Raw genomic sequence first — 25,765 nt, forward strand, 5'->3', positions numbered from 1 at the left:
TTAGTGAAGAAACGAAATTAGTAAGCGACTAACTCAGTCAAGCCATCAATAACGAGTAGCGTTCAACCAAGTACAAGAGGTGGAGCACGGCAGCCGTGAGCGCTGTGTACAACAAGTGATGCTTTAGGAGCACGAAAAGCAAAGGCTGCTTTACGTAAAATAACCCCAGCACGACGTGCTGGAAAAAAGTGAAAAATCAACCAACATAAACCAATTAACAACTGGCATGAAACAACCGGATACGCTAAAAAACTCAATACATTAATTAAAGACGACTCTGCAGCCCCTTCAGTTAACAAACTCTTTAACTCTGTTGCCTCTTCAACACTGCCATTTATCAACATAGCTGAATTAATTAATAAAATAACTAATGCAGAGAACAGTTCACGTCCGGCAAAAACTGTACGCGCACGCAGCTGCCAACGTGTAAACGTTGTTTGCAGTAGTGCTTTTGGACAATTTTTTGAGTTCAAACGTACTGGCCTTATAGATTTAGTATGCAGTAAGAAACAGCGCCTACGCTATTTCTTACTTTGTTAGTATGATCTACATCAATAAAGTTTCAGTAATTACTGAAATTTCGGGAGGATTATAGCAAAGTCAACACAAGCTACAAGTGAAAAACAGCGAAGTTGACTATTTTTTTAGCTAAGCGTTTGCTTTTAGCAAACCCCCGCTGATATTTCAGGAAAAAACTGATGCAATCTAGTCTGAATCCTATAAACAGCCTATTGACGGCTTTAGAGGGCAAGCACACTGTTTAGGCTCTACCTAGCTAACAAGCAAATACTGGCTTGGTTATATAAGGTGCTCAAAAATCAAACTACAAAGATAATCAGACCTTAGTAAAGCGCAAACAATGGTCGGCCATTCTCATCATATTTTACTTCCAAAGCACGTGCGTGACGGTTTGGATCATAAAGTGGATCTTTAACAATTTCAGCTAGTGGCCGCGTGTCAGTTTTTGGTACTACACTTGGTTCACCAATAGCACTTTCGTAATCACGTGCATGATAGATACATAACGGTGTTACATCATCTTCTGCCACTGTAAAACAGTTATGACCTGGGCCATAAATTTGCTTCTCAACGTCAGTTTCAAGCACCGGCATACGCGTTTTAGTCCAAGAGTTACGATCAAGTAGGTCAGCATTTTCGTCGGCTTCCATATAACCCATACAATAACATGCACCTGTGGCACTGGCTGAAAAAGCAATAAAGATTTTGCCATTATGTTTTAATACGGCTGGCCCCTCGTTCACCCAAAAGTCAACGCGCTCCCAATCATAATCAGGAGTTGTTAGCATAAACTGCACGGTTTTTAGCTTAATAGGCGATTCCATTTCAGCTAAATACAAGTTAGATGCAGCAAATTGCCCTCCCGTTTTTTCAGCCCAACAAAAGTAACGTTTACCGTTATTTTCAAAAATAGTCGCATCCAATGAAAAATCAGTGAAGGACTTATCATCGCCCTTAGCAGCTTGCATCATACCTAATTCAATCCACTCATCATTAAGTGGATCTTGGCCTTTACATTCAAGTACATAAGGGCGCAGCGCCCAAATATCTGTTTCTTCACTGGCAGCAAAATAGATATACCATTTACCATCTAAGTAATGTATTTCTGGAGCCCAAATATGGCGACTCATTGGGCCGTTGTCATGCTTAAACCAAATATCAAAGGTTTCAGCGCTTTTAAGACCAGTTAATGTTTTTGATTTTCTGAGCTCAATCCGATCATATGTTGGTACTGAACCTGTAAAATAATAAAAACCATCGCTGTGCTTATACACAAATGGGTCGGCCCGCTGCTCTACTAACGGACTATTTGTTTGTACTGTCATCATTCAACCTGATTATTAATTTCAATTTGTATTATTTTATTACTTTTTATATAAAACACAAATATAACATTATTTTTAATAATGTGAGAGTAATTATAAATCACAATAATGGGTGGTTAACCAACATAAAACCCCAGTAATTATGATAAAAACATGGACTAAATCCCCAACTTTTTGCACACATTACAACACGCCTAGGCCCTGAAATAATACTGCAAATATCGATTAACAATTCTTTATAAAATATTTTTTAGCTCAATCTATAGTTTTTGTCCCGTATATAGATAAATTAACTATTAAATATCAAGCAATTAAAAATTACCCACCCATAAAACCTAGTATATGACTGTTTATTTTCTTGCCTAATGCATTTGACAGCGCTGTCAGGCGCGTGCTAATTTATTTTTATGTTAAAAAAATGATAACCAAAAGTTACACCAAATGTAATTAACCACTAATTGTCGCACTAAAATTATAAAGTAAGGAAAGTAAAATGAAGAGTCCCCTGATTGGGCGTAAACCCAGTAAAACTTTTATTGCTGTATCACTTGCCACCAGCGCTGTAGTATCAGGCAACGTTTTTGCCGCCAGCTGTGATGCTATCAATACCTATCCTAACTTCCCCCAAGTAGACTGGCAGGGTAATCCAAGCCATGCAAATGGTGGTGACTTAATGCAACATGAAGGGAGTGCTTACAAGGCAAAGTGGTACACCAACTCTGTACCTGGTAGTGATGGTAGTTGGGCTTTTGAGCATCAGTGCGGTAATACAACGGATCCAACTGACCCAACAGATCCGACTGACCCTACCGACCCACCTGTGACAACTGATCCTAAGCTAGGTGAGATATGTAAAGACTATACGATTTGGAACCAAGGAACTGTCGCTAAAGCAGGCGATATACTGGTTAACGATGAGTATATTGCTTACACCGCGAAATGGGAAACATCTTCTCGTCCAGGTAGCGACGATACCTGGAATTGGAAAGTGAACTGTGACGGTACTGAGCAAGGTACTGCGCCCTTGCTTTCGCTACCGAATACAAGTGATCCGGTTAATCTAGAAATGCCTGGTTGGCCGAGCCACTTTGTGGTTGCAAGCCCATCATCACCAGCTCCTTTAACCACCACTGCAACGGTTTTAAATAGCACAGACTTAACTGATATCACTAAATTAACTGATGGCTTTGTAGCTCTGATCCAGCTTGCTACGCAAGCGGGGACTTCATCTGTCATTCTACAAAGCAACGTACTGGATAATATCACTCAAGATAAAGGGCTCTCTTTAGGTTCAATTAGTGTTAAACAAGCATTAACTGATGCACTAGCTACAACAAATACTCACAGCATCAATGTCGCAGATATTGATGCTTTAAGTGATGATGCTGCAGGGTGGGCTCAGGCGCAAAACTTAATTATGAGTGAGCTGGCACCCAATGCAACCTTTGGATGGTCATTAAGTATTGGTGATTTTGCTTACGACAACCACTCAGGTAAACGTTCCGTTTGGAATGCTGCGGCAAAAGCCACTGCCGACCTCCTCGATACGCTCACGCTTTATAAAGGCGCTGCAAAAGCTGACTTTATTGCTTTTACTAAATCAAGTAACTCTGCAAGTTTAACTGCTGATCAATGGCATAATGCTTTGGAATACGTTAAACAAGTCACTGATTTCGTGCAATCCCCTGCACTACTGTCTTCTGTACCAACAACACAGGCAACGACTTACTTTATGGGTAATACCCTAGGTGAAAGTCATATTCGTAAAGCCGCACATAACAATATTTTTGCGATTATTTTTGATACAGATAGCGCTGACTTAAGTAGTAAAATAAATCGTTATCAGAGTAATACCGTTCCACTTTACTATGTTGGCGCCCCAGCTAATGTTACTGCACTGACAAGTATTACATCACTAAACAATGACTTAACAAATGCTGAAACAGTCATGGATAGTGAAGTTTTCTTGTATGAAACACCTAATTCAACGTGGGTTCCATCAACTATCTATAAATGGGCAGACTTTTTAACAGGCCTAAACTCTATGCATAACGTAGGTGTAGCTGGCGAGAAATTCTGGTTAATTGATAGCAATGCCGACGACGCTACAAATGCTATTTACGCGAAAGTCGCTATTGCCGCGTTCTTATCACAAAGTATGCAAGAAACCATACGCTTTGATGCATGCGATGAAAACAATTGGTCTGAGGTAAAATACGGCGCGGCTGTCGATTATCCAATGACAGCCAGTTGTGGTCAGTTAGGTCAAAAATATGCTGATTATGGTGTGCATCCGGTATCAGGAAAAGATCACCCTTATTCATGCCCTCGTGATGAAAAAATGGAACAAACAGCGACGACTCACGCTAAATGGTATGGCGCACCGGCCCCTATCTTTGTTGCCCCTGATGCCGTACTTGCTGAGCAAGGATTACTCGTTAACGGCAAAGTTGGTCGCTGGACCAACGCAGGGCACTGTAATACGGTTCCCACAGCCATTGATACTTCTAAACAAGTGTATGAGCGTGACGAATGTAAGCAATATGTAGGTCAAAAAGCTGGTAGTTTTATTTGGGATGGTAGTGACGAAAGTGTCCAAGGCTGTGGTTGGTGGGGCCGTGGTGTAATTCAAACTACAGGACGCCAAAATTTCGGTACTCTAAATCACTTCGTTGGCCGCTCACATGTTGACCCTGATACCATAGGCACAACGGTTGATGGTACAACAGTTGCTCCAGCACCTGAAAGCCCGTTATACGCTGACCTCGATTTATGCTCAAACCCTGGACTTGTTTGTAGCTCAGAGGAACATAAAGAAATAAAATGGATTGCCGGTTTATTCTTTTGGGTAAATTCAGTGCAGGCTTACAGTAATGAAGGTGGCCCATACGCAGATTGGAACTATCACGCTGAGCTGAAAAAATATGTTGATGGTGGCTTGCAAGGCACAGCCTTTGTGGATGCGGTATCTGGTATAGTAAATCGTGGTTGCCCTGATGACCACTGCCCTGTTAGTGGTGAAGTACACGCGATTGCCGAGCGCCGCGCTAACTTTAAACTGGTACTACAAAAGCTAGGTTTAAACCCTCAGTAAAAACAAAAATTAGCATAATTAAATTATCAGCGAATCCGATAAATGCCTACTGGTTTTAACCTGTAGGCATTTTTATATCAAAAAACTATAAAATTAGATCGCTGATTTACACTAAGAACGCTGTATTCAGTCGAAATATTCAAGTCACTTTGACCAAGTGATCTCTGCTAATTGATTAGTCGCTGTTTGGTGAATAATTAGCCCTTTATTACCCATTCGCATATGCCTGATCAACCCGGAGTAAACCCCTTCTTTACTGGGTATTTGCCAGCTTTGCATCGTTTCGCTTTCAAGGTCAAATCTAACTAAGGTTTCAGGTCGTTTTGCTGACTCATTAAACCAAATTGCATTATCTGCATATTCAATTGCGTACGGGTGACTATCTTCACCACTTGGGTTATCCCACTCGGTGATTTTCCCCGTTTTTGGATTAAAACGACCTAGTTTACCCATTCCTGAATTAACATAAAAAATCATATCATTAGGTGTTATAGCAAGTCGTCGAGTGTGTGTTTTAGCACCTGGTAACTTAATTTCGCTAAGCTTCATTGTGCCTTTATCTACCTTAACTAAACAATTACTACCATTACATGAAACCCAGGGGGTACCGGTTGAGTCAAGCTTTATACCGTAAGGACGAGAACCCTTAGTTGGTAAAGTAGCAAGCTGTATGTCACCACTTTTAGGATCAAGTTTACCGATCATATTACTGTGTTGCAGGGTAAACCAAAATATTCCCGCCTCATCAAATACACCGGTGTGTGGGTCACGGGCATTTTCATCAGGCATTTTATAAACTTTAAACTGCTCTGTGACTAAATCTAAATACCCTACAGTGCCATTTTTATTACCTAGGAACCAAGGGGTTTGATTTTTATCAAGCGACACACTGTGCGCATACGTGCCACGGGGTAAAGGGTATTCTTGCATAGCGCCAGTACTAGGATCTAATCGTCCTAAAATATTCCCCCATTGGCCAACCCACCAAATAATACCGTTTTTACCTTGTACAGGATCGCGTGCACGCTGCCCAAGTGTTGGTACTTGCCAATATTTAAACTGTAGCTTGATATCACCCTCTACAACGGTTGATCCGCGATGAGTATTTACAGGATAATGAGTTGCTAAATATTCACCTATATCTTCTTTTAAGTTGCTATTTTCCCCAGTATCAACCATGTAGCTAATAAGCGTTTGCCAGTCTTCCTTACTATAACCTGCGCTGCGCTTTAGATTGCTTAAACTATGACATGTAGAGCAAAGCTGCTCAACTAATTGACTTGATTGTTTATTTTCGGCTGATACAGCTGCTGCAAATACACCTAACACAGCCGTTGTGGCAATATACTTATTAAATAAAAACTTATAGTTACTCATAACGCCCCCCCCCCTTGTTTTAATTATTAAAGCACAGAGAAAATGCCTTTGCTATGCTTTAATAATGCGCTTGTGAGAGAGCAAATATTTTTAATTATAGAAAAGTAAGCTGTAGGTTAAATAACCGACCCAATTACAATTGTGTTTGCTTAATTCAGTAAAGAGTCAGTCCCACTTTGCTATCACTATTACTGCATTTTTTGGTGTTGTATGAGTCGTAAAACGCTTTGCTTAACCTTAACCAAAGTTGGGGTCAACTATTGAATGCTAAATTTGATTGTAACTAGTTTATAGAGGCCAGCAGCACATTATGACAAGCACTTTTTTAAGTAAGCCACAACAAGTCGCACTACAACAAGCACTGAGCCGCACCAAGCTACTTAATAACGACAAACTAACTCATGAACACATCGTCAGTGCTGAACAAAAAGCCTATAGCTTAGTTGCAGTCATGTTATACCGTTTTAATTTACAAAAAATAAAATGGTCATCTTTTTTAAGTACAGCAATAAAGACGACAACCAATGTATGTCAATGGTTAGCCAACGAACTAACTCGCTGCCAACATGACTATAAGGCACAGCCTAATGAGGGAGTGATCAGTGAGCAAAGCGCATTTATGAATGGTATTTTTAGCGAGGAGCTCGCCTACATTGATGCCTTACTCGGCACAGAAACACAAGCAAACTAAAGATATCGGGCTTGTGCTTGTAGAAGTACTGGGGATATTAAAGAGGGTAACTTCCTCCACGCGCTTATCAATTGCCATTAAATTAGCGATCTAACGATAAAACACTAATCACAAAGCAAAAGCTATCACAACCCCACCATACTAAATGGCGGGGTTACGTATAGCTAAACTCTAAATACTATAAACAGTAACGTGCAAATAAACTGCTTAAGCCTGCAGCAGTAGGTTTACCATGCTGCCAATCGCCACCTTCAACACCGCTTCCAGCAATATCCATATGCACATATGGAATTGGCTGAGCAGAGTCGGTGCCATGTTTATCAAGGCCGCCGACAATCGCTAAGAACGCCATTGGAAATTGATGTCCGCGAGCAGTTACCGCAGATGCCGCATTGTTACTTGATAGCACATCATCGGCGAGTGTACGTGGTTTGATAAAATCATAGTCTTCACGGCGACTACGAGATACTTCAGCACCATCTGCCCATAAATCGCCACAATCAGCTAATTTACGAGAGATATGAGCGGCACGTGCAGGGCCATTTTCCACATATGCACTGTATGGTCCCATGGCGCGAGCAGCATGACCGGTTAATGTAGCAACCGTAAAAATCTCTGGATTAACTGCAGTTTTAGCAAGCTCTTTCATTTCACTGAGTAAATCGCCCATTGCTAAGCGACCTTCTGCATCGGTATTACCGATTCGCACACGTACACCTTCACGACTAGTGATAATTTCATCTGGTACAAAGCAATCAGAACCAATCGAGTTACGTACAACGGCTAAAAAGGCAATCACTTTGACGCCTTTAGGAGCAAAGTCCGCCACTGATTTCATAAACCCAGCAACTGAAGCTGCGCCGCCTTTATCACGGCTCATACCCGCCATAAAGCCACCGACTTTTAAGTCTGCGCCGCCGGTATCGTACACTAAGCCTTTTCCAACAAACATCAAGGTGCGCGTTACTTCACCCTCTGGCACATATTCAAGCTTTACAACGCGTGGATGATGACGCTCTACGGCATATGAAGCGCGAGCAACTGTACTCATCATTGGGTACTCTTTATCAATCGTCGCAATATCTGCAATCACTTCAACACTGACTTTAGAACCTTTAAATAAATCGACGCAGTAATCAGCAAAGCGCGGGGGAGCCATACGCTCAGGTTCAGTACCACATAAGTCACGCGCCGCGTATTGCCCAGCAGCAATCGCATTTACAGCTTTAATTGTTTGCTCATTGGCACCAAATAGCGCAATTTGGGTTATAGGCTCAATGCTTTCACCATGATGTTCACGCGCTTCAAGCGGCTGCCACAGCGCTTGGCATGCTCCTAAATAAGCCACTTCTAAGGCATACTGATAACGGCTGTCTTGGCTAGCTTGCGGTAAATAAATAGCAGGTTTAGTACTGCCTGATGCTTTCGCTTCGTTAATAGCAAGTTTAGCGGCATCAAAATAACGACGAACATCATCATAATCACGGTTTAACGGACCTGTTGGCGCTAAAATCACGCGCTTTGAGTCAACCACAAGGAATGTAACTTGTTTCCCGATACGTGCATCTACGGCCATTTGCGATTTAATCGCTTGGCTTAGATTTGGATCGTCTAATTCAGAAAAATTATCGGCAATAATAATAAGCGCATCATGTTTTGCGTTATCTAATTGCGGAGCTGCAACTGCGTGAGGATATGCCATAAAAAAGGTCCTGTTGTCGAAAAAACTAAGGACCTTATTATCATTGATTTAAATAGCTATTGCCAGCAAACCACGACAAGCTAATATGCCGCTGGCAACTTGCAGTTACAGTGTGAAATAAATCGGCTATTCCTTACCCTGCGATTTATTTTCAGCGCGATGCTTTGCAATGACAGACCACGCTTCTAGCATCACCAATACACTAATGATTAAAACAATAATATCCAATGTCACTAATAACCAGTTACCTTGTTGGTAGTACTCGCCTAGTTTGATCACACCAGCAAAAAATGTCATCACTAACACAAAACTCATTGGAATAAGCGTGTACTTAGCTGGGCGGTTTGCTTTGATCAACATCACTGAAATAACTAATAAGGTAAGACTCGCTAAAATTTGATTTGTTGAACCAAACAACGGCCAAATGATCATGCCACCACTGCCATCTGCGCCACCAGCACCAAAGGCTAATAATAAACAACTTAGCACTGCAATAAGTGTGGCTATTACACCATTTTTAATCACTTTAATATTATAAATATCACCCCACTCTTGAATGATGTAACGCTGTAAACGCACGCCTGAGTCCATCGTCGTACCAGCAAACAGCACCACCATAACAGCCAATAAGGTTGACGCTATTTCGTTGGAAATGCCCCAACCAGTTTCGATGAGATTCGCGCCACCATTGACAAAAGCTGCGACACTACCGGCACCTAAATGGCTGTATATTTCATGCCATTCTTCGGGAGATACAGCAAGTGCAACCCCACTTACAGCAACCAAAGTGATCAGTGCTAACATGCCTTCGCCCACAGCACCTAAATACCCAACAAAACGGCCATCAGTTTCTTTATTGAGCTGCTTAGAGCTAGTACCCGATGATACAATGCCGTGAAACCCAGACACCGCGCCACAGGCAATCGTCACAAATAATAATGGAATAATACTCGGAGTATCTATCGCCGTTTGAGTGTTAAACGCAGGGGCGGTGATATCAGGCATAGAAACAAACACTGCACCATATAACAGTACTAAACCCACCAATAACTGCATGCCATTGATGAAATCTCGCGGTTGTAACAACATCCATACAGGTAACAAAGAGGCGATTGCTGCATAAACAAATAAGATCACAATCCAGTTAGCATTCGCGCTTAAACCAAATAACTCGTCAGGCAAAGTGATCGGCATGCTACTACCTAAATAGATGGTGTAATATAAAATCCCCACACCAATGAAACACAGCGGTATGAGAGAGACTTTTTTACGCAGCAATTGGCCAATCACTAACGCCACCACAATTGCAGCCCAAGCGGGGAAAACCGCATTCGGGCTACTAATAAATGATTTTGCAATCACCACCCCAAACACCGCATTAACCATTAGTAACACCAAAAAAACCACAATCATAAATAACGCACGAGTACGTTTACCAATCACGGTTTCGGAAAGTGCGCCCATTGATTTACCTTTATTTCGCGCACTGGCCCATAGTGCGCCCATATCGTGCACACCGGCAAAAAAGATAGTGCCCAGTACAACCCATAACACGGCAGGCACCCAGCCCCAATAAACAGCAATCGCAGGACCAACAATCGGCGCAGCCCCCGCGACAGAGGTAAAATGATGCCCCCAAAGCACCACTTTATTGGTAGGCACAAAATCCTTACCATCTTCAAGTTCATGTGCTGGGGTGACAAAACTGTCATCCATTTTGAAAATCTTTTCGGCGATAAATTTAGAATAAACAAACCAACCAAAAAGCATTCCGACCATACCCAGCAGTACAATTACAACTGATTGCATAGCTCTCTCTCTTATTGTTAACCTAAGCTCTGGATAATAAATTTATTTCCAGCTGGAGACTGTGACTAATATTTATGAATTTAAATCAATATATTAGTAAACCTCTATCCAGAGTCCAGGTTGATTATATAAATGTGTGTTGTTCATTTTCTACACTAGCAAGGTTTGAGCAAAAAACACTCTAAACCTTTAGTCTAATATACTTAACTGAAGGTGCTGTTGCGGCTCGTTTTTTACACCAATCCCAATACCCAGTAATCGTACCGGTTGCTGCTGACCACGTTGATACGCTTTGCTTAACAGTTCAGTAAATATAGCCGTGTCAATTTGATGATAGGACTGATCTGCCGATGTCACCACAAAATTAGCAAATTTAACTTTCACACTGAGTTTATTGATACGCTGTTGTAATTGCTGTTTTGTTAACCGCCGAGTCAGTTCCTCTAGCAAAATAGGTAGCTGATCTAGGCACTCTTGTAAGCTGGTTTTATTGTATTCGTAGGTATGTTCAACACTTAAAGATTTACGCACTCGCTCCGTCGATACGGAGCCTATATATAAGCCCGCACATTTTTGATACAAGGAAACGCCAAAGTTACCAACATGCTGTTGCATCCAATTAACGCCTTTTTCGCACACATCTGCACCTGTATATAAGCCCTTTAAATTGAGTTTCTCTAAAGTGACTTTACCAACCCCTGGTATTTTACCTAAAGGTAATTGTGCTAAAAACTGATCAACTTGCTCAGGTAACACCACAAATTGACCATTTGGTTTATTTTCATCACTGGCAATTTTGGCAATAAACTTTATCGGCGCCACACCCGCCGATGCGGTTAAACCCGTTGCCGCAAAAATATCGGCACGTATTTGCTCAGCCATTAACGTGGCACTGCCTTTACATGCTGTGCTGTCGGTGACATCAAGGTAGGCTTCATCTAAGGAAAGGGGCTCAATTAAATCGGTATAACGCTGAAAAATGGCACGAATTTGTTGGGAGATTGCTTTATATACTTGCATGCGACCAGGCACAATCACTAAATCAGGACAGCGTTGTTTAGCATGATAGTTTGACATCGCCGAGCGCACACCGTATTCACGAGCAATATAATTGGCCGTCGACAATACGCCTCTTCGGCTATTACCACCTATAGCCAACGGTACATTAGCTAACGCTGGATTGTCGCGCATTTCTACCGCGGCATAAAAGCAATCCATGTCGATATGAATAAACTTTTTCATTTCCAAAACCAAACAACTGTATATATAAACAGTTATTATTAATTAACTTTACCCTATTAGCAAGTTATCAGCTGGGGGATTGTTCTTCTATACTTTTTTTGCGTGAAAATAATTTATGACCAAATAACCAAAATACTCCTTCAAAGACAAAACCAAGGATAACTAAAGCTATTGCTCCCGAGGCATTTCCCATTGCGTAGCAAGTAATTGCTAAACACAACAGTGCAAGCAGGGCCAACCATTTTGTAATTTTTGCTGCAACCACGTTCATAATTTGCTCCTTTAAATCATCAAAAATATAGCCAAACTATATCTATCGTTTACGTAAGCGTGAACTACTAAAGTTAGCATGTTTTGGTGATTTTTCTAATTTTCTTGAGCTAAAAGCAGCATATTGCTAACCTGAGCGTTCATTACAGTAATCGAGTTTGTTTATGCAATCGTTTATAGAACAACACCCTATTCACACCAAAATTAATGTTGCTTGGGGTGAAATGGATGCCTTACAACACGTTAATAATGTCGTTTATTTCCGTTATTTTGAAACCGCCCGAATTGATTTTTTTAATCAAATTAATTTACTCGAAGATCTACAAAAAACCGGTGTGGGACCTGTGATCAGCGAAAACAACGCGCGTTATAAGCGCCCAGTTACTTTTCCAGATACAGTGCTGGTAGGCGTCACAATTAGCGACATTCAAGCTGATCGCTTTATGATGCATTACAACGTGTTTAGCCAAGCACAAAACGCGTTAACAACTATTGGCTCATCGCAAGTGGTGATGTTCAACTTTAAAACTGGCAAAAAAGCCAATTTAAGCGAGCCTCTTTTAGCAGCTCTTAAAACCTACTCGCAAAATTAAATAAGGAATCATTATGCGTTATAACCCTCTTGGTAGGAGTGGCATCAATGTGTCACGCGTGTGCTTAGGCAGCATGACGTGGGGCGTGCAAAATAATCAAGCTGACGCCGATGAGCAAATTGCCTATGCCCTAGATCAAGGCGTTAATTTTATTGATACCGCTGAAATGTATGCGATCCCCCCCACACCTGACACTTACGGCAAAACAGAGCAAATCATAGGGAACTGGTTATCGCGTAATTCAAATAAACGCAATGACATTGTACTGGCAACTAAAATAGCCGGTAATGGTCTATCTTGGGTGCGTGATGGTGGAGATATTACGCGCCAAGCCGTGATCAGCGCCGTTGATGAATCATTAAAACGCCTACAAACCGATGTCATTGATTTATACCAATTACATTGGCCAAATCGCCAATCCCCGCACTTTAGCAAGCAATGGCCAGGTATGATCCGCTTTAGTGATGCCAACACACAGCAGCAGACTGCAAGTATGTTAGACATTCTTGAAGGGTTAAATGACTGTGTTAAAGCAGGAAAAATTAAACATTGCGGCCTTTCTGATGACACTCCTTGGGGGATTAGCCAGTTTTTACGCTTAAGTGAGCAGCACAATTTACCGCGCATGGTATCGATTCAAAATGAGTTTAGCTTATTGCACGCCAAGGATTGGCCTTATTTAATCGAGCAATGTATTCATGAAGATATTGCCTATCTGCCATGGTCACCACTTGCAGGCGGTATGTTAACGGGTAAATACTTAAATGGCGCTCGCCCGCAAGGAAGCCGCTGGACCTTAGTGCAACGTAACGGTTTGTTCCGAGATACAGCACAATCGCAGCAAGCAATTAGTCACTACGTTGAAATTGCCAAACAATATCAATTAACCCCAGCACAGTTGGCGCTGGCATGGTGCGACCAAGTTGATGGTGTTACCTCATCAATTATAGGTGCAACCAGTTTAGCGCAATTAAAAGAAGACATTGACGCATTTAATATCGAATTAAGTGAGCAAGCACTCACTGATATTGATGCAATATTTAGACAATACCCAATGCCATTCTAAACAAAAAAGCCCAGCTTTTGGTTATTTACCCAAACTACCTCAAGATGCAGAATTTAGCGTTTCACAGGGGCTTAGGTATAAAGCTGGGCTGCAAGCAAAGCAAACAATAAAATAACCACTATTAAATAACTAGTTACTTTAGTAGCATGGTAATCAAATAGTTGTACATCTAAATAACGTATCAATATGCAAACAAATAACACTCTGTTGGCGAAATGGCATTTTATCAGCATATTCCTTATCTTCTTGGCAAGTGCTAACGCCGCAGCAAATAATACGGTTAGCGAAATCACTTGGCTGCAAAGCGATACAGCACCGTTCCATTTAAAGAAAAGTGCACACGCACCGGATGGCGGTTTATGCGATTATTTAATTGAACAACTTATTGAAACATTACCCAATATAAAACATACCCGCTTATTGCTACCTCAAAAGCGTATCGGTAAGTATTTAGATGAAGGACAAATGGCTTGCTACCCATGTATGATCCACCGGGAAAAAAGCACTGACAGAGTAACCTACTCAATGCCAACGACGGTTTATCCGCCGTTCAATATAATAACAACCCCAGCAAACGCTGAGGCAATTAGCTTACGTCATGGTGATCCTGTACAACTCATTAATCTACTCACCGACACACACTTTATTTTTGGTCAAACCGCCGCAAGAAAGTTTACTCAGGAAATAAATGAAATAGCCCGCAATACTAAAAGCTACGAAAATGCTTCGTTGAGCTGGAGCAGCGAAAACGAAAGTAGAGCCGTGATTGCACGACTTAACCACGGCTATATTGATTACACAATTGACTATCCGTTTCTAGCTGATTATTACAACCGCTTTAGCGAGTTAAGTAATGTGGTTGCGTTACCCATTGCTAATCACCAAAGTAACTTAGTTTTAGGAGCTGTCGGCTGCTCTTCAAACGCGCCAAATAACTTTGCTAATAATGCGCTTCAGCAAATTAACCAAGTATTACAGCACACTATTTTACCATCAGTTCAATACCAAGCATCACAAAGACAGTGGCTTGAATCGACTTTTCCTGACTTTATCACCCACTATCAGCAGCAAATATTAAACGTTAATCGGCCAGCCAATGCTGCTCCAGCAGCCGTTGAGAATCCAAATAAAGCTGAACAATAAACTCACTGCCTTTGCTGACTTCACCAACCCCTTCTGGGGTGCCTGTCATTATAATATCGCCATCTTGCAAGGTCATAAATTGGCTAATTTCCGTTAGGATGGCATCTGCTTTATGGATCATTAACTCGCAATTACCTTGTTGCTGTATACGACCATCAATCATTAGTTTAAAACTAAATAATTGCTGTGCACTATTAATTGGCACAAACTCGCTAAATAATGCCGAACCGTCAAACGCTTTCGCTCGCTCCCATGGCAAGCCTTTCATTTTTAAATGTGTTTGCACTGCTCGTTTAGTTAAGTCTAAGCCAAGGCCTACAGCACTGAGTTGATTATTTTTAACAATAAAACACAGTTCAGTTTCAAAATGTAAGATGTCTTGATTATGTTGACTATGCAACTGTTCACTAATAGCACTGTTTGGTTTTGTAAATAACAACATTTCACTAGGGGTTTCATTCCCCAGCTCAGCAATGTGTGCAGCATAATTACGACCAATACAGATAATTTTATTGGGTATAACTCGTTGCCCCGCAACTTTAACAGTATTCATTTCAAATTTTCCTCATGCACGTATCGTGTCGCTAATAGTGGTAACAAATTAAGGTTATTAACAAGCATTATCATACAATAATCTCTATATTTGCCACTTAAACCGCAGCTGAACAGCTAATAAGCATACAATTATTGTTTAATATTTCTAATAATAACATAAACATACCAATTAACCGTGGGTACAAAAACTAATAACTATTGACGATTGTTTTACTTTCTACTAACTTAATGTAAGCGGTTACATAAATAAAATCGGGTTCGGCGGTTTTTTTTATAACTAAATGTAAGCGCTTACATTATACGCAACAATAAAAACCAGATCTGGAGATTTGCATGAACCACACACATTTCAAGAAAAAGCAGCTTGCTATTAGCCTGTCCATGGCTATGGGTTTAAGTGCGCTAATTCCCCATACAGCTGTTGCCGAAGAAGAGCCCACAGCAAAAACCGATATAGAAGTTATTCAAGTTTCAGGTATTCGCGGCAGTTTAGTGAAATCTATGGATATTAAGCGCCAATCAGCAGGTGTTGTAGACGCAATCACCTCAGAAGACATTGGTAAATTCCCTGATACTAACCTTGCTGAATCGCTGCAACGGATCACAGGTGTATCAATCGACCGTAGTAACGGTGAAGGCAGCAAAATTACTGTACGTGGTTTTGGCCCAGAGTTTAACTTAGTCACGCTAAATGGCCGCCAAATGCCAACTACCGGTGGCCGCTCATTCGACTTCGCAGACATCGCAACCGAGAGTGTGAGTGGTGTTGAGGTTTATAAAACAGCCCGCGCAGATATTCCAAGTGGTGGTATTGGCGCAACCGTTAATATCAGTACCGCAAAACCATTATCTAATCCAGGCTTACATGCTTCGGTTGGTGCCAAAGCAGTACACGACACATCTAATGAAACTGGCAAAGATATTACTCCAGAATATTCAGGTATCTATAGCAACACATTTAATGATGACAAATTTGGTATTTTAATTTCAGGTTCAGTTCAAGAGCGCGACAACCGCGAGCAATCAATGGCGGTTGATAACTGGATCCCAAATGTGGATATTTCAGCATCACCAGGCTTATCACTCACCGATAATAACCAACGTGCGGATGGCACCACTTGGTATCCACAAAATGCCGGTTATGCATTTTCAGACAACACCCGTAAACGCACCAATGGTCAGCTAGTACTGCAATACGCCCCCTCTGAAAAGCTTACCGCAACGCTTGATTACACTTATTCAAAACTTGAGTTTGAAAAAGATGGCCGCAGTTTTGGTGTGTGGTTCAATAACGGTGGTAACGTAAATTCAGCAAACATCAATGAAAATGGTACGTACACGCAAGTAAGTGAGTTTGGTGGTGACTATTCAACTAACTTAAATCGCGGTGCAACCACCAACGAAAATAAATCGTTAGGTTTAAACCTTGATTGGCAAGTGACTGACAATTTCAACATTGAGTTTGATGCCCATAACTCCTCTGCCGAAAGCGCAGGTGTTGGTATTGGCCACGATGCATTTATGATCATAGGTAACACATCATGTGATTGGTGTGAAAACCCAACAGTCAATATCGATGAAAAAATGGCAGACTTTAGTCAAGGCGAAATTCCACTTATCGATATGACTTTAACTAATGGCCAAGCAGAAATACTACCAAGTGATATGGGAACTTTGTTTGCTGGAGTTAATAAAGATACAAACACCAACGACCTTGATCAATATCAGCTTAAGAGTACTTGGTATAACGAAAACAGTGGCGCCCTTTCAAGCATTAATTTTGGTGTATCACATACAAAAATTGAGTTTCGTACTACGCAATCCTACTCAGAGCAGTTAGCAGCTGGTTGGTGGCTAAACTCTGCAGATTGGTACGATGATAGCTTATTTACTCGTGTTGATAGTTCAGGTTTACTCGATGGCTTTTCAGGTGGTGGTAGCGACAAACTACTTAACTACTACTACGATGCTGATTTTAATGAGATTGTAGCCATTGCAGAAAGTATTGATTGCGACCACCCAGATGGCGGTATTGGTGCATGTAGCTGGCCTGCTGATGTAAATGGTCAAGTGCAATCTGGTCCAATTGATAATGATCACCGCGTTAGCGAGAAAACACTCTCATTTTACACGCAAGCAAACTTTGAAACAGAGTTTAACGATATGTACGTCACCATGGCGGTTGGCTTACGTTATGAGAAAACAGATGTTGAATCAAAAAGTTTAGAAAAACCAGCGGCAGGTATGACTTGGGTTAATGGTAACGAATGGTCATATAATTTTGGTGAACAAACGTTCTCAAATGGTGAAGGTAGCACCAGCGAATTCTTACCAAATTTAGATATAAATGTTGAAGTTGCGCAAGACGTGATGGCGCGCTTCTCTTACAGCCGCACACTGGCTCGTCCTCCAATAAACTCTCTACGTTCAACGACTTCATTTTTAGGTAACCCTAAAGTCGGCCAGCGTAAAGTGGCTGTAGGTAACCCAGATTTAAAACCTTTTGTGTCTGATAACATCGATTTATCACTTGAGTATTATTATGGTGAAGGCAGCTATATGTCGGCGGGTTATTACCGTAAACAAGTTGAAAATTTCATTGTTAACGTAACAACTCAAGAAACCATGGGCGATATTCGTGACCCATTTATTGGTGAGCGCGCAGAGCAAGCACGTGAAGACTTAGCAGCCGAAGGGATCACACCGTCTGATCAAGCAATTCATGACAAAATCAATGAAAACCAAGGCACTGAACAAGGTACCGGCATCACAGGCACAGCGACGGATCCACTCGCTATTTTTGATGTTGCCCGCGATACCAATGTCGAAACAGGTAACTTATGGGGCTGGGAGCTTGCTGCACAGCATATGTTTGGCGATACCGGTTTTGGTTTAGTTGCTAATGCCACTTTCGTATTTGGTGATGTAGAAGCTGATCGTGATGCTGTCGGTTATCAATTCGCTTTACCTGGATTAAGTGATTCGGCTAACTTCTCTGCAATTTATGATTTAAACGGTTTATCTGCTCGCCTATCGTATAACTGGCGTGATGAGTTCTTAACTGGTTTTGATCAACATTCATCGCCTATCTTTACTGAGTCTTATGGTCAGTGGGATATCAATGTTAACTACGCAGTAAATGAGCAGTTAACGGTGTTTGTTGAAGGCCTTAACTTAACAGACGAAACACAACGAACGTATGTTCGTTACTCTGAGCAGTTGTTACGTGCTAACCAATACGGTGCTCGTTACAACATTGGCTTCCGCTACGCTTTCTAGCATTTTGTTGTCAAAAAGCCGCTGCAAAGCGGCTTTTTTTTTCTTTAATATGTTAATTTCAATACATGAAATTTAAGTAACGAGTCGATCTAATGCGTAAAAACGACATAAACCACATCGTTATCATTGGCGGCGGCAGTGCAGGCTGGCTTAGCGCAGGGCTTATCGCGGCTCAAAGCCACCTAACTCACAATGCTAAAGTTACCCTTATTGAATCGCCCGATGTGGCCACTTTAGGCGTGGGTGAAGGTACTTGGCCGACCATGCGTAAAACCTTAAAAACCATTGGTATCAGTGAAACACAGTTCATACGTGAATGTGATGCCTCGTTTAAACAAGGTTCACGCTTTGATGGCTGGTGCGATGATCCAACGAGCGGTCAAAGTAACGAATACTACTATCATCCATTTAGCCTTCCCGTTGGCTATCAAAACATCAATATAGCGCCTTATTGGTTTGCTCAACACGAAGCGGTAAGTTTTAGCCATGCGGTAGCCAGTCAAACTTACTTTTGCGATCACCACAAAGCCCCAAAAACGCATTTACACAGCGATTATCAAGCACAAGCTAACTATGGTTATCATTTAGATGCTGGAAAATTCGCCCACCTATTAATGCGTCACTGTGTCGATAAACTCAATGTAACTCACCTGCTATGTCATGTTGATGAGGTGATTAACGATGACGATGGTTATATTAATGCAGTGAGTACTGGCGATCATGGCTTGATAAGTGGTGACTTATTTATTGATTGCTCAGGGCATCATAGCCGTTTAATTGATAAGCACTACAAAATTCCTTTGCAAACCCAAGATCATATTCTGTTTAATGATCGCGCTGTTGCCGTCCAGGTGCCATATGCTGATGACCAACAAGAAATAGTGTCATACACTAAAGCTACAGCACAAGATACAGGTTGGATTTGGGATATAGGCTTACAAACTCGCCGTGGTGTTGGCATGGTTTATTCAAGTGAATATGAATCAACCCAAGGGGCTAAAGATAAGCTAATTAGTTATTTAAAGACTACACAACATGAGCTTGATGTGAGCCAATTAACCATTCGTGAATTGAGCTTTAAACCTGGTTATCGCACACAGTTTTGGCTTAAAAACTGTATTGCAATTGGTATGTCAGCAGGCTTTATCGAACCACTGGAAGCCTCTGCGCTGGTGATGGTAGAGCTAAGCTTAAATACTTTATTGGCAAACTTTCCAACCCATCGCAATGCGATGCCTCAGCTGAGCAAGCGCTTTGATCAGCAATGCCATTATCGGTGGCAACGGATCATTGAATTTTTAAAGCTGCATTATGTGTTATCAAAACGCAGCGGCGACTATTGGCAAGCGCATAGAAATACCAATACAATACCACAATCCCTGCTTGATAATCTGGCTCTATGGCAATATCAAAGCCCTTGGTTGAATGATTTTGACCGTGCCCAAGAAGTGTTTTCAGCGGCGAGTTATCAATTTGTTTTATACGGCATGAAACACCTCCCCGAATTTCCTCAGATGAACATGCCAGCAGCCATTATTGAGCACTTTACAAATAATCAGCAAACGGCGAAGCAAGGGTTAGCCAATTTACCTACTAACCGCCAGTTACTTGAACATATTAAAAAATTTGGTTTACAGCCTATTTAACTTTAGGGTTTAACTGAACCAATTGAATTAACTATATTGAAGATCAGGAGGCCACATGGCCAACCATGTTTTACTTGATAATATTAGCCACAAAGCGTTAAAAGTGATCACCGAACGTGGAGCTAAATGGGGCGATAACATCAGCTGTACACCTATTTACCCGAGCGAATTCACTAAAGTGCAGGCGAATCAACCCATCGTATTTCGTAAGCATCCTCAATCGGGGCAGTTTGAAGCACTGGCCTTATTTGGCTTTGAAAATAGTGAAAACTTGCTACTTGATGCACAAGGTAGCTTAACGCTCAACTACTTGCCATTGAGTATGCAGCGCCAACCTTTTTTAATCGGCCAACAAACTCACTATAACCAAGGTATCCCTGAGCAATCTTTAGTGGTGCATATTGATTTAGACAGCCCTCGGATTAACCTAGAGCATGGTGAAGATATCTTTTTAGAGCATGGCGGCAATAGCGATTACTTAAGCCATATAGCCCAAGTACTGAATACCCTTCACCTTGAGAACCAAGCGCTGCCTGCATTTTTTGCACAACTCCTTGAGCTTAATTTAATTGAAGCATTTACAATTGAGTACCAACAAAAAAATGCTGATAAGGTCACTGTCGGTGGTTTTTATACGATTAATCAACAAACCTTAAATACCCTCACTAGTGAACAATTACAAACTTTACAGTGCAGTGGTTATTTACAGGCTATTTATATGGCGATTGCGTCACTTGAACAAATTCCTAGCTTACTTAATAAAAAGTGGGCACAGCAGTAATGCAAAGCGTGGCGCAACAAATAAAACAGCAAGTTAGGCAATGCCATATTGATGAAATTAACGACTTGCCTGCCTTTTTGGCTGAGCAAACAGCGCCTATTGTGATCAAGGACGTCTGTGCGCTCTGGCCTATGGTAAAACAAGCTAAACAAAGTAATCAGCAGGCATTAAGTTATTTAAAAAGCCTTGCTAGCAACTCACCAGTGCGAGCATTTTCAGCCCCAGCTCAAGAACAGGGGCGCTACTTTTACAATGTTCAAATGGATGGTTTTAACTTTAGCCAATATGTCAGTAACTTAGTTGAATTACTTGAGCAATTAGAGCAAGTAACAGCAATAACTGAGCCAGACTCTTACTACATGGGATCAACAGCGTGTGATTACTGTGCCCCTGATTTTAATCGTTACAACCCGTTACAGGTCACAGCCCATAAGTGTTTAAAAAGCTTGTGGGTAGGTAATCACAGCCAAATTGCCGCCCATTATGATAATGCCGATAATCTTGCTTGCGTTGGCGCAGGAAGTCGTGAGTTTATTTTGTTCGCCCCAGAGCAAGTAGATAACTTATATATAGGCCCGTTAGAATTCACTCCTGCAGGACAAGCCGTCAGTTTAGTTGATTTTACAGCCCCAGATTTTGAACGTTTCCCCCGCTTTAAACAGGCACTAAATAGCGCGCAGATCGCAAAGTTAACACCGGGTGATGGCATATTCATTCCTGCACTTTGGTGGCACCATGTTAGCGCTCAAAGCGTATTCAACGTGCTGGTTAACTATTGGTGGCGTCAAGCCCCTGATCATTTAGCCAATCCATTTGATGCGCTGCTACACAGCATGCTCGCGATTAAAGATTTGCCCGCAAATCATAAAACGAACTGGCAGCAGTTGTTTAATCATTACGTCTTTAATGACAATGTTGAGCTTGGTGAACACACACCCGATAATGTAAAAGGCATACTTGGGAAAGTAGATGAACTCACTGCACGAAAGATTCGCCAGTTACTATTACAGAAGTTAAATCGTTAAGGTTGGCTGGTGGTTTCTGGTGTTAATAAGATGGGTCTTAAGCCTGCAATTACAACGAGTTCGGCGATGTAACTGCAGGCTAAAGACCCAAATAACTTAAAGACGTTTGGGTATAATCTGCTTAGCAGAATCTTGATACGTTGCGCAGCCTTTGCCCGTTTCAGGGTTAACGCTGCATTCAAATACCCGCACATAATCCACCAGCATTTGTTTTGCAAAGCCACTCTCATCCACGCCTTTTTCATTCACGTTTGCAGGCCAATTACCGCCAATCGCGAAATTCAGCAACATATGAAAGCGCTTATTAAAAGGTGCAAAACCTGAATTTTTTAGTAACGTACCATCAGCTTGTTCACTGACTGAATACCACTGTTCACTTTTGAAGGTGGCAAAGTGAATATCATCCACATACCAGCGCATTTCATCTTGCTGCCACTCTAGAGCATAAACATGAAACATATCAGCTGGGTTTTGATCAGCAGCAAATGTGTACGCTGTGCCACTGTAAACATTGTTAGGGGCTGGACCACCGTAATGCAAAGTACCGTGCACACGGCTCTCAAGCGTACCAGTTGGCGCCGTTTTATCATCTGTTGGTACTTTAAGATTCACCGCTTCCATGATATCGATTTCACCTGAAGAGGCCCAACGACCATACTCCCAATCAGTAGGTAACATCCAAATTGCAGGCCATGCACCTTGCCCTGCTGGCAGTTTTGCGCGAATTTCAAAGCGGCCATATTGCCAATCCCCTAAACCTTTACTGCGTAACCGCGCAGAGGTAAATGACTGGGTCTGAGTAAGTGCTCGCTCTGCATCACTATTAACGTCATCACGATTAAATTTAGGACCCGTGTATTGCTCTTTATGGGCGACTAAATGCAACAATCCTTGCTCAACAAAACTGTTTTTGGCTCGTGCGGTATAACACTGTTTTTCGTCGTTGCCACCACCATGACAGTTTACTTCATGGGACCATTTTTGTGAGTCAATTTGTGAGCCATTAAATTCATCTTGCCACACCAGCTGCCAGCCTTCACCGATGCTTGCGGTTACAGGCCGAATTTGCTCTACTTGTTGGCAAGCGCTAAGTGCGCTTGCCAACATCAGGAGTAGCGGAGCTTTTATTGACATACCACAGCCGACTCTGGTGTACGTTCAGTTGTTATCATTAACTTAGCGATAGACAACTGCCAATCCCCTTGTGTGCTTAACTGCCACGGTGAAAACACTTGCCCTAGGTTCACATTTTGCTGAGCAAAACAGGCTAAATCAATGTTCAATGTTTGCCACTGTGCGTTTTTACTTAATTGCTCAGTGATATCGAACTTGCCTTGGCAATCATCGCCACACTGCATACCTAACCACAGCGGGCTTGCGCCTGCTTTATCCACTTTGACCTGCATTTGTAGCTGCCCTTGTTTTTCAACAAAAGAGCGTAGATCTGATGGAAACGCCGCCATTAAGCGAATGGCCGCCAACTCTTCACCTGTAAAGGTGATAGCACGTGCATCTTCTTGAACGTCTTTATCAAAGGTTTTAACACTCACAGCGCCAACCGCTTCCCGGCTGCTTGCCATCGTTTTTTGTTGCTCACCACTTTGTAATACTAAGCTCCACGGTGCTTTTACAGCGCGTTCAAATAACACTAAATCTTCAAGCTGCTGCGTTACTTGGCTTTGCTCTTCAAGGTCATCAGCTAAGGTGTTTTCGTCTGTGTAGGTTAAACCAAAGCCATATGGCAGCAATGGTGCGTATTCAGTGTCTCCACGGTTGGCATTATCAATTGGGTTGTTAGGCCAAGAGAATGACAGCTTACCTTTAAAGTCATGGTTTACAGAGCCGTCAGCATTGGCAAATAACACATCGCTGATGGCATCCCCTTCACTACCTGGAAGCCAAGTAGCAACAAAGGCATCACTGGCATTTAATTCTGCGTTCACCCACATAGGGCGACCACTAATGAATAATGATACAACTGGAATACCGGCTTGTTTGAACTTACGCAACAACGCTAAATCTGTTTTATTGCCACGTTGGTATTCAAGGTTATCTAAGTCGCCGTTGCCTTCTGCGTATGGTTGCTCACCAAACACCACGATGGCCACATCTGGAGATGTTTTAAACTCACCATTTAAGTCATACTGCACCTGGCCACCAGCTTGCTTAACCGTGTGCTCAATACCATCCAAAATCGATGTGCCGCCAGGGAAGTCACTATTTTCGTTACCTGTCCCTTGCCATGTGATACTCCAACCACCTGACTGCATACCAATGTTATCAGCGCCTAAACCCGCAACAAGCACATTTGCTTTTGGTGAAAGAGGCAGTAACTGCTGTTTATTTTTAAGTAATACTAATGACTCGCGTACCGCTTGCTTTGCAATTGCACGGTGTTCTGCGCTACCTATAACCTCTGTTTTACCTGATAACGGACGCTGCGCTGGGCTTGGTTTATCAAATAAACCAGCACGCATTTTCACGCGTAAAATACGTGTCACCGCATCATCAATTCGGCTTTGAGCAATATCGCCACTTTTAACTTGAGCAATTAAGTTTTCATAAAGCGGCTTCCATGCATCGGTTGGCACCATGTATACATCTAAACCAGCATTGGCTGCCTGCGCACAATTACCATTTGTACAACCGTCGATTTGCCCATGACCATTCCAGTCACCTACTACAAAACCATCAAAGCCCATTTTGCCTTTAAGCACATCGGTCAGTAAGTATTTGCTGCCATGAATTTTTTCACCATGCCAACTATTAAATGACGCCATAACTGTTTGCGCGCCTGCACCTAAGCCACCCACATAGCCTTGGGCATGGATATCGAACAATTCTTGCTCTGATGCAATGTTATCGCCTTGATCGTCACCACCTTGCGTACCACCATCACCCAAAAAATGCTTAACAGTACTAATAACGCGTTTATCAGATAAAAAGTCTTGATCGACCGCGCCTTGCAAACCCTTTACAATTGCTGCTGAGTAATCACGCACGATTTCAGGGTCTTCTGAATAGCCTTCGTAAGTGCGACCCCAGCGATCGTCACGCACCACAGCTACAGTGGGTGCAAACACCCAATCAATACCTGTTACCATCACTTCTTGTGCGGTTGCTGCGGCTATTTTTTCAATCAACGCAGAGTTGTTTGTCGCGCCTAAACCAATGTTATGCGGAAATAAAGTCGCGCCAATCACATTGTTATGCCCATGTACTGCATCGGTGCCCCACATGGTTGGAATACTAATGCCATCCAGCGAGTCATCGACAGAAGCCTGATACATTTTTTCTGCAAGCTCTATCCAATCAGCTGCGCTGGCGTGTTTATCGTTATTAGGAAACGCACCACCACCATTTAAATATGAGCCAAAACCATACTTACGCATATCTTCCACTGTAATATCGCGAATTTCCGGTTGGATCATTTGTGCAATTTTTTGCTCAAGCGTCATGCTATTTAACAACGTGGTAATTGCCGCCTCCATGTTGGCATCATCATTAATACCCGTGGTGATTTTTGGCCAAATTTCATCGTTTGCAGTTTTACTCGCTTGTATGTGCTCAGGCCCCGAGCAGCCGTTCATCGCTATGGTCGCCATCACTAGCGCTGTAAGTGTGAATGGTTTTTTTAATGTCATGTTT

At 42.0% G+C, this 25,765-nt stretch carries 19 protein-coding genes; 9 read left to right on the forward strand and 10 right to left on the reverse strand.

Translation table 11 applies throughout. The features are described 5' to 3' along the window. Window positions 1-62: 62 nt before the first annotated feature. Together CWB85_RS02410 and CWB85_RS02415 are read right to left on the reverse strand one after the other, a co-directional pair. Entirely contained in the window at window positions 63-473 is a 411-nt protein-coding gene (locus CWB85_RS02410) for a hypothetical protein (protein ID WP_016708102.1), read from the reverse strand. A gap of 369 nt (window positions 474-842) precedes the next feature. After that, a complete protein-coding gene (locus CWB85_RS02415; RefSeq protein ID WP_016708103.1) occupies window positions 843-1,844 on the reverse strand; it encodes a family 43 glycosylhydrolase in 1,002 nt (333 codons plus the stop codon). Window positions 1,845-2,337: 493 nt separating this feature from the next. Here CWB85_RS02415 and CWB85_RS22740 point away from each other — a divergent pair, with 493 nt between their 5' ends. Continuing rightward, window positions 2,338-4,938 carry a cellulose-binding domain-containing protein gene (locus tag CWB85_RS22740; RefSeq protein WP_016708104.1) on the forward strand — a complete coding sequence of 867 codons (2,601 nt, stop codon included), beginning with the start codon at window positions 2,338-2,340 and terminating at the stop codon, window positions 4,936-4,938. Window positions 4,939-5,082: 144 nt separating this feature from the next. Here the strand turns inward: CWB85_RS22740 and CWB85_RS02425 are convergent, their stop codons facing one another. Further along, window positions 5,083-6,315 (reverse strand): Vgb family protein, encoded by a 1,233-nt coding sequence (locus CWB85_RS02425; protein WP_016708105.1) that lies wholly within the window; start codon window positions 6,313-6,315, stop codon window positions 5,083-5,085. Between the two features lie 310 nt (window positions 6,316-6,625). Here CWB85_RS02425 and CWB85_RS02430 point away from each other — a divergent pair, with 310 nt between their 5' ends. Further along, window positions 6,626-7,006 (forward strand): hypothetical protein, encoded by a 381-nt coding sequence (locus tag CWB85_RS02430; protein WP_016708106.1) that lies wholly within the window; start codon window positions 6,626-6,628, stop codon window positions 7,004-7,006. Between the two features lie 178 nt (window positions 7,007-7,184). Here CWB85_RS02430 and CWB85_RS02435 read toward each other — a convergent pair whose 3' ends face one another. From CWB85_RS02435 to CWB85_RS02450, 4 genes are all read right to left on the reverse strand, one after another. Further along, window positions 7,185-8,708, reverse strand: a complete 1,524-nt coding sequence (locus CWB85_RS02435; protein WP_016708107.1) for a M17 family metallopeptidase — start codon at window positions 8,706-8,708, stop codon at window positions 7,185-7,187. Between the two features lie 126 nt (window positions 8,709-8,834). Next, a complete protein-coding gene (locus tag CWB85_RS02440) occupies window positions 8,835-10,517 on the reverse strand; it encodes a carbon starvation CstA family protein (protein WP_138554005.1) in 1,683 nt (560 codons plus the stop codon). Between the two features lie 189 nt (window positions 10,518-10,706). Beyond that, window positions 10,707-11,759 (reverse strand): DNA polymerase IV, encoded by a 1,053-nt coding sequence (gene dinB, locus CWB85_RS02445; RefSeq protein WP_016708109.1) that lies wholly within the window; start codon window positions 11,757-11,759, stop codon window positions 10,707-10,709. Between the two features lie 67 nt (window positions 11,760-11,826). Beyond that, on the reverse strand, window positions 11,827-12,030 hold the full coding sequence (locus tag CWB85_RS02450; RefSeq protein WP_016708110.1) for a hypothetical protein: 204 nt from the start codon (window positions 12,028-12,030) through the stop codon (window positions 11,827-11,829). 163 nt (window positions 12,031-12,193) lie between these two features. On the opposite strand from CWB85_RS02450, the gene CWB85_RS02455 reads away from it, so the two are divergent. The 3 genes from CWB85_RS02455 to CWB85_RS02465 all read left to right on the forward strand — a co-directional run bounded on the left by CWB85_RS02455 (window position 12,194) and on the right by CWB85_RS02465 (window position 14,831). Then, a complete protein-coding gene (locus CWB85_RS02455; RefSeq protein WP_016708111.1) occupies window positions 12,194-12,622 on the forward strand; it encodes an acyl-CoA thioesterase in 429 nt (142 codons plus the stop codon). A 13-nt stretch (window positions 12,623-12,635) separates the two neighbouring features. Then, entirely contained in the window at window positions 12,636-13,688 is a 1,053-nt protein-coding gene (locus CWB85_RS02460) for an aldo/keto reductase (protein WP_016708112.1), read from the forward strand. A gap of 186 nt (window positions 13,689-13,874) precedes the next feature. Continuing rightward, window positions 13,875-14,831 (forward strand): ABC transporter substrate-binding protein, encoded by a 957-nt coding sequence (locus CWB85_RS02465; RefSeq protein ID WP_138554006.1) that lies wholly within the window; start codon window positions 13,875-13,877, stop codon window positions 14,829-14,831. Here CWB85_RS02465 and CWB85_RS02470 read toward each other — a convergent pair. Then, on the reverse strand, window positions 14,770-15,384 hold the full coding sequence (locus tag CWB85_RS02470; protein ID WP_138554007.1) for a fumarylacetoacetate hydrolase family protein: 615 nt from the start codon (window positions 15,382-15,384) through the stop codon (window positions 14,770-14,772). The genes CWB85_RS02465 and CWB85_RS02470 overlap by 62 nt on opposite strands. Window positions 15,385-15,719: 335 nt before the next feature. Between CWB85_RS02470 and CWB85_RS02475 the strand changes: the two genes are divergently transcribed. The 4 genes from CWB85_RS02475 to CWB85_RS02490 all read left to right on the forward strand — a co-directional run bounded on the left by CWB85_RS02475 (window position 15,720) and on the right by CWB85_RS02490 (window position 22,117). After that, complete coding sequence (locus CWB85_RS02475) at window positions 15,720-18,665, forward strand: TonB-dependent receptor (protein WP_249314767.1); 2,946 nt, start codon at window positions 15,720-15,722, stop codon at window positions 18,663-18,665. A 92-nt stretch (window positions 18,666-18,757) separates the two neighbouring features. Continuing rightward, the gene (locus CWB85_RS02480) at window positions 18,758-20,311 is read left to right on the forward strand and encodes a tryptophan halogenase family protein (protein WP_138554008.1); all 1,554 of its coding nucleotides are present in this window, start codon (window positions 18,758-18,760) and stop codon (window positions 20,309-20,311) included. 55 nt (window positions 20,312-20,366) lie between these two features. Then, the gene (locus tag CWB85_RS02485; protein ID WP_138554009.1) at window positions 20,367-21,092 is read left to right on the forward strand and encodes a SapC family protein; all 726 of its coding nucleotides are present in this window, start codon (window positions 20,367-20,369) and stop codon (window positions 21,090-21,092) included. Between the two features lie 8 nt (window positions 21,093-21,100). Continuing rightward, window positions 21,101-22,117: a cupin-like domain-containing protein gene (locus CWB85_RS02490; protein ID WP_171038980.1), complete on the forward strand. Its 1,017-nt coding sequence runs from the start codon at window positions 21,101-21,103 to the stop codon at window positions 22,115-22,117. A 96-nt stretch (window positions 22,118-22,213) separates the two neighbouring features. On the opposite strand, the gene CWB85_RS02495 is transcribed toward CWB85_RS02490, so the two are convergent. Together CWB85_RS02495 and CWB85_RS02500 are read right to left on the reverse strand one after the other, a co-directional pair. Continuing rightward, on the reverse strand, window positions 22,214-23,251 hold the full coding sequence (locus CWB85_RS02495) for a glycoside hydrolase family 16 protein (protein WP_138554011.1): 1,038 nt from the start codon (window positions 23,249-23,251) through the stop codon (window positions 22,214-22,216). Continuing rightward, entirely contained in the window at window positions 23,242-25,761 is a 2,520-nt protein-coding gene (locus CWB85_RS02500) for a glycoside hydrolase family 3 protein (RefSeq protein ID WP_138554012.1), read from the reverse strand. The genes CWB85_RS02495 and CWB85_RS02500 overlap by 10 nt, the downstream gene beginning before the upstream one ends. Window positions 25,762-25,765: the final 4 nt, after the last annotated feature.

The sequence above is a fragment of the Pseudoalteromonas sp. S1727 genome, from assembly GCF_005886375.1.
GTDB classification, from domain to species: Bacteria; Pseudomonadota; Gammaproteobacteria; order Enterobacterales; family Alteromonadaceae; genus Pseudoalteromonas; species Pseudoalteromonas haloplanktis.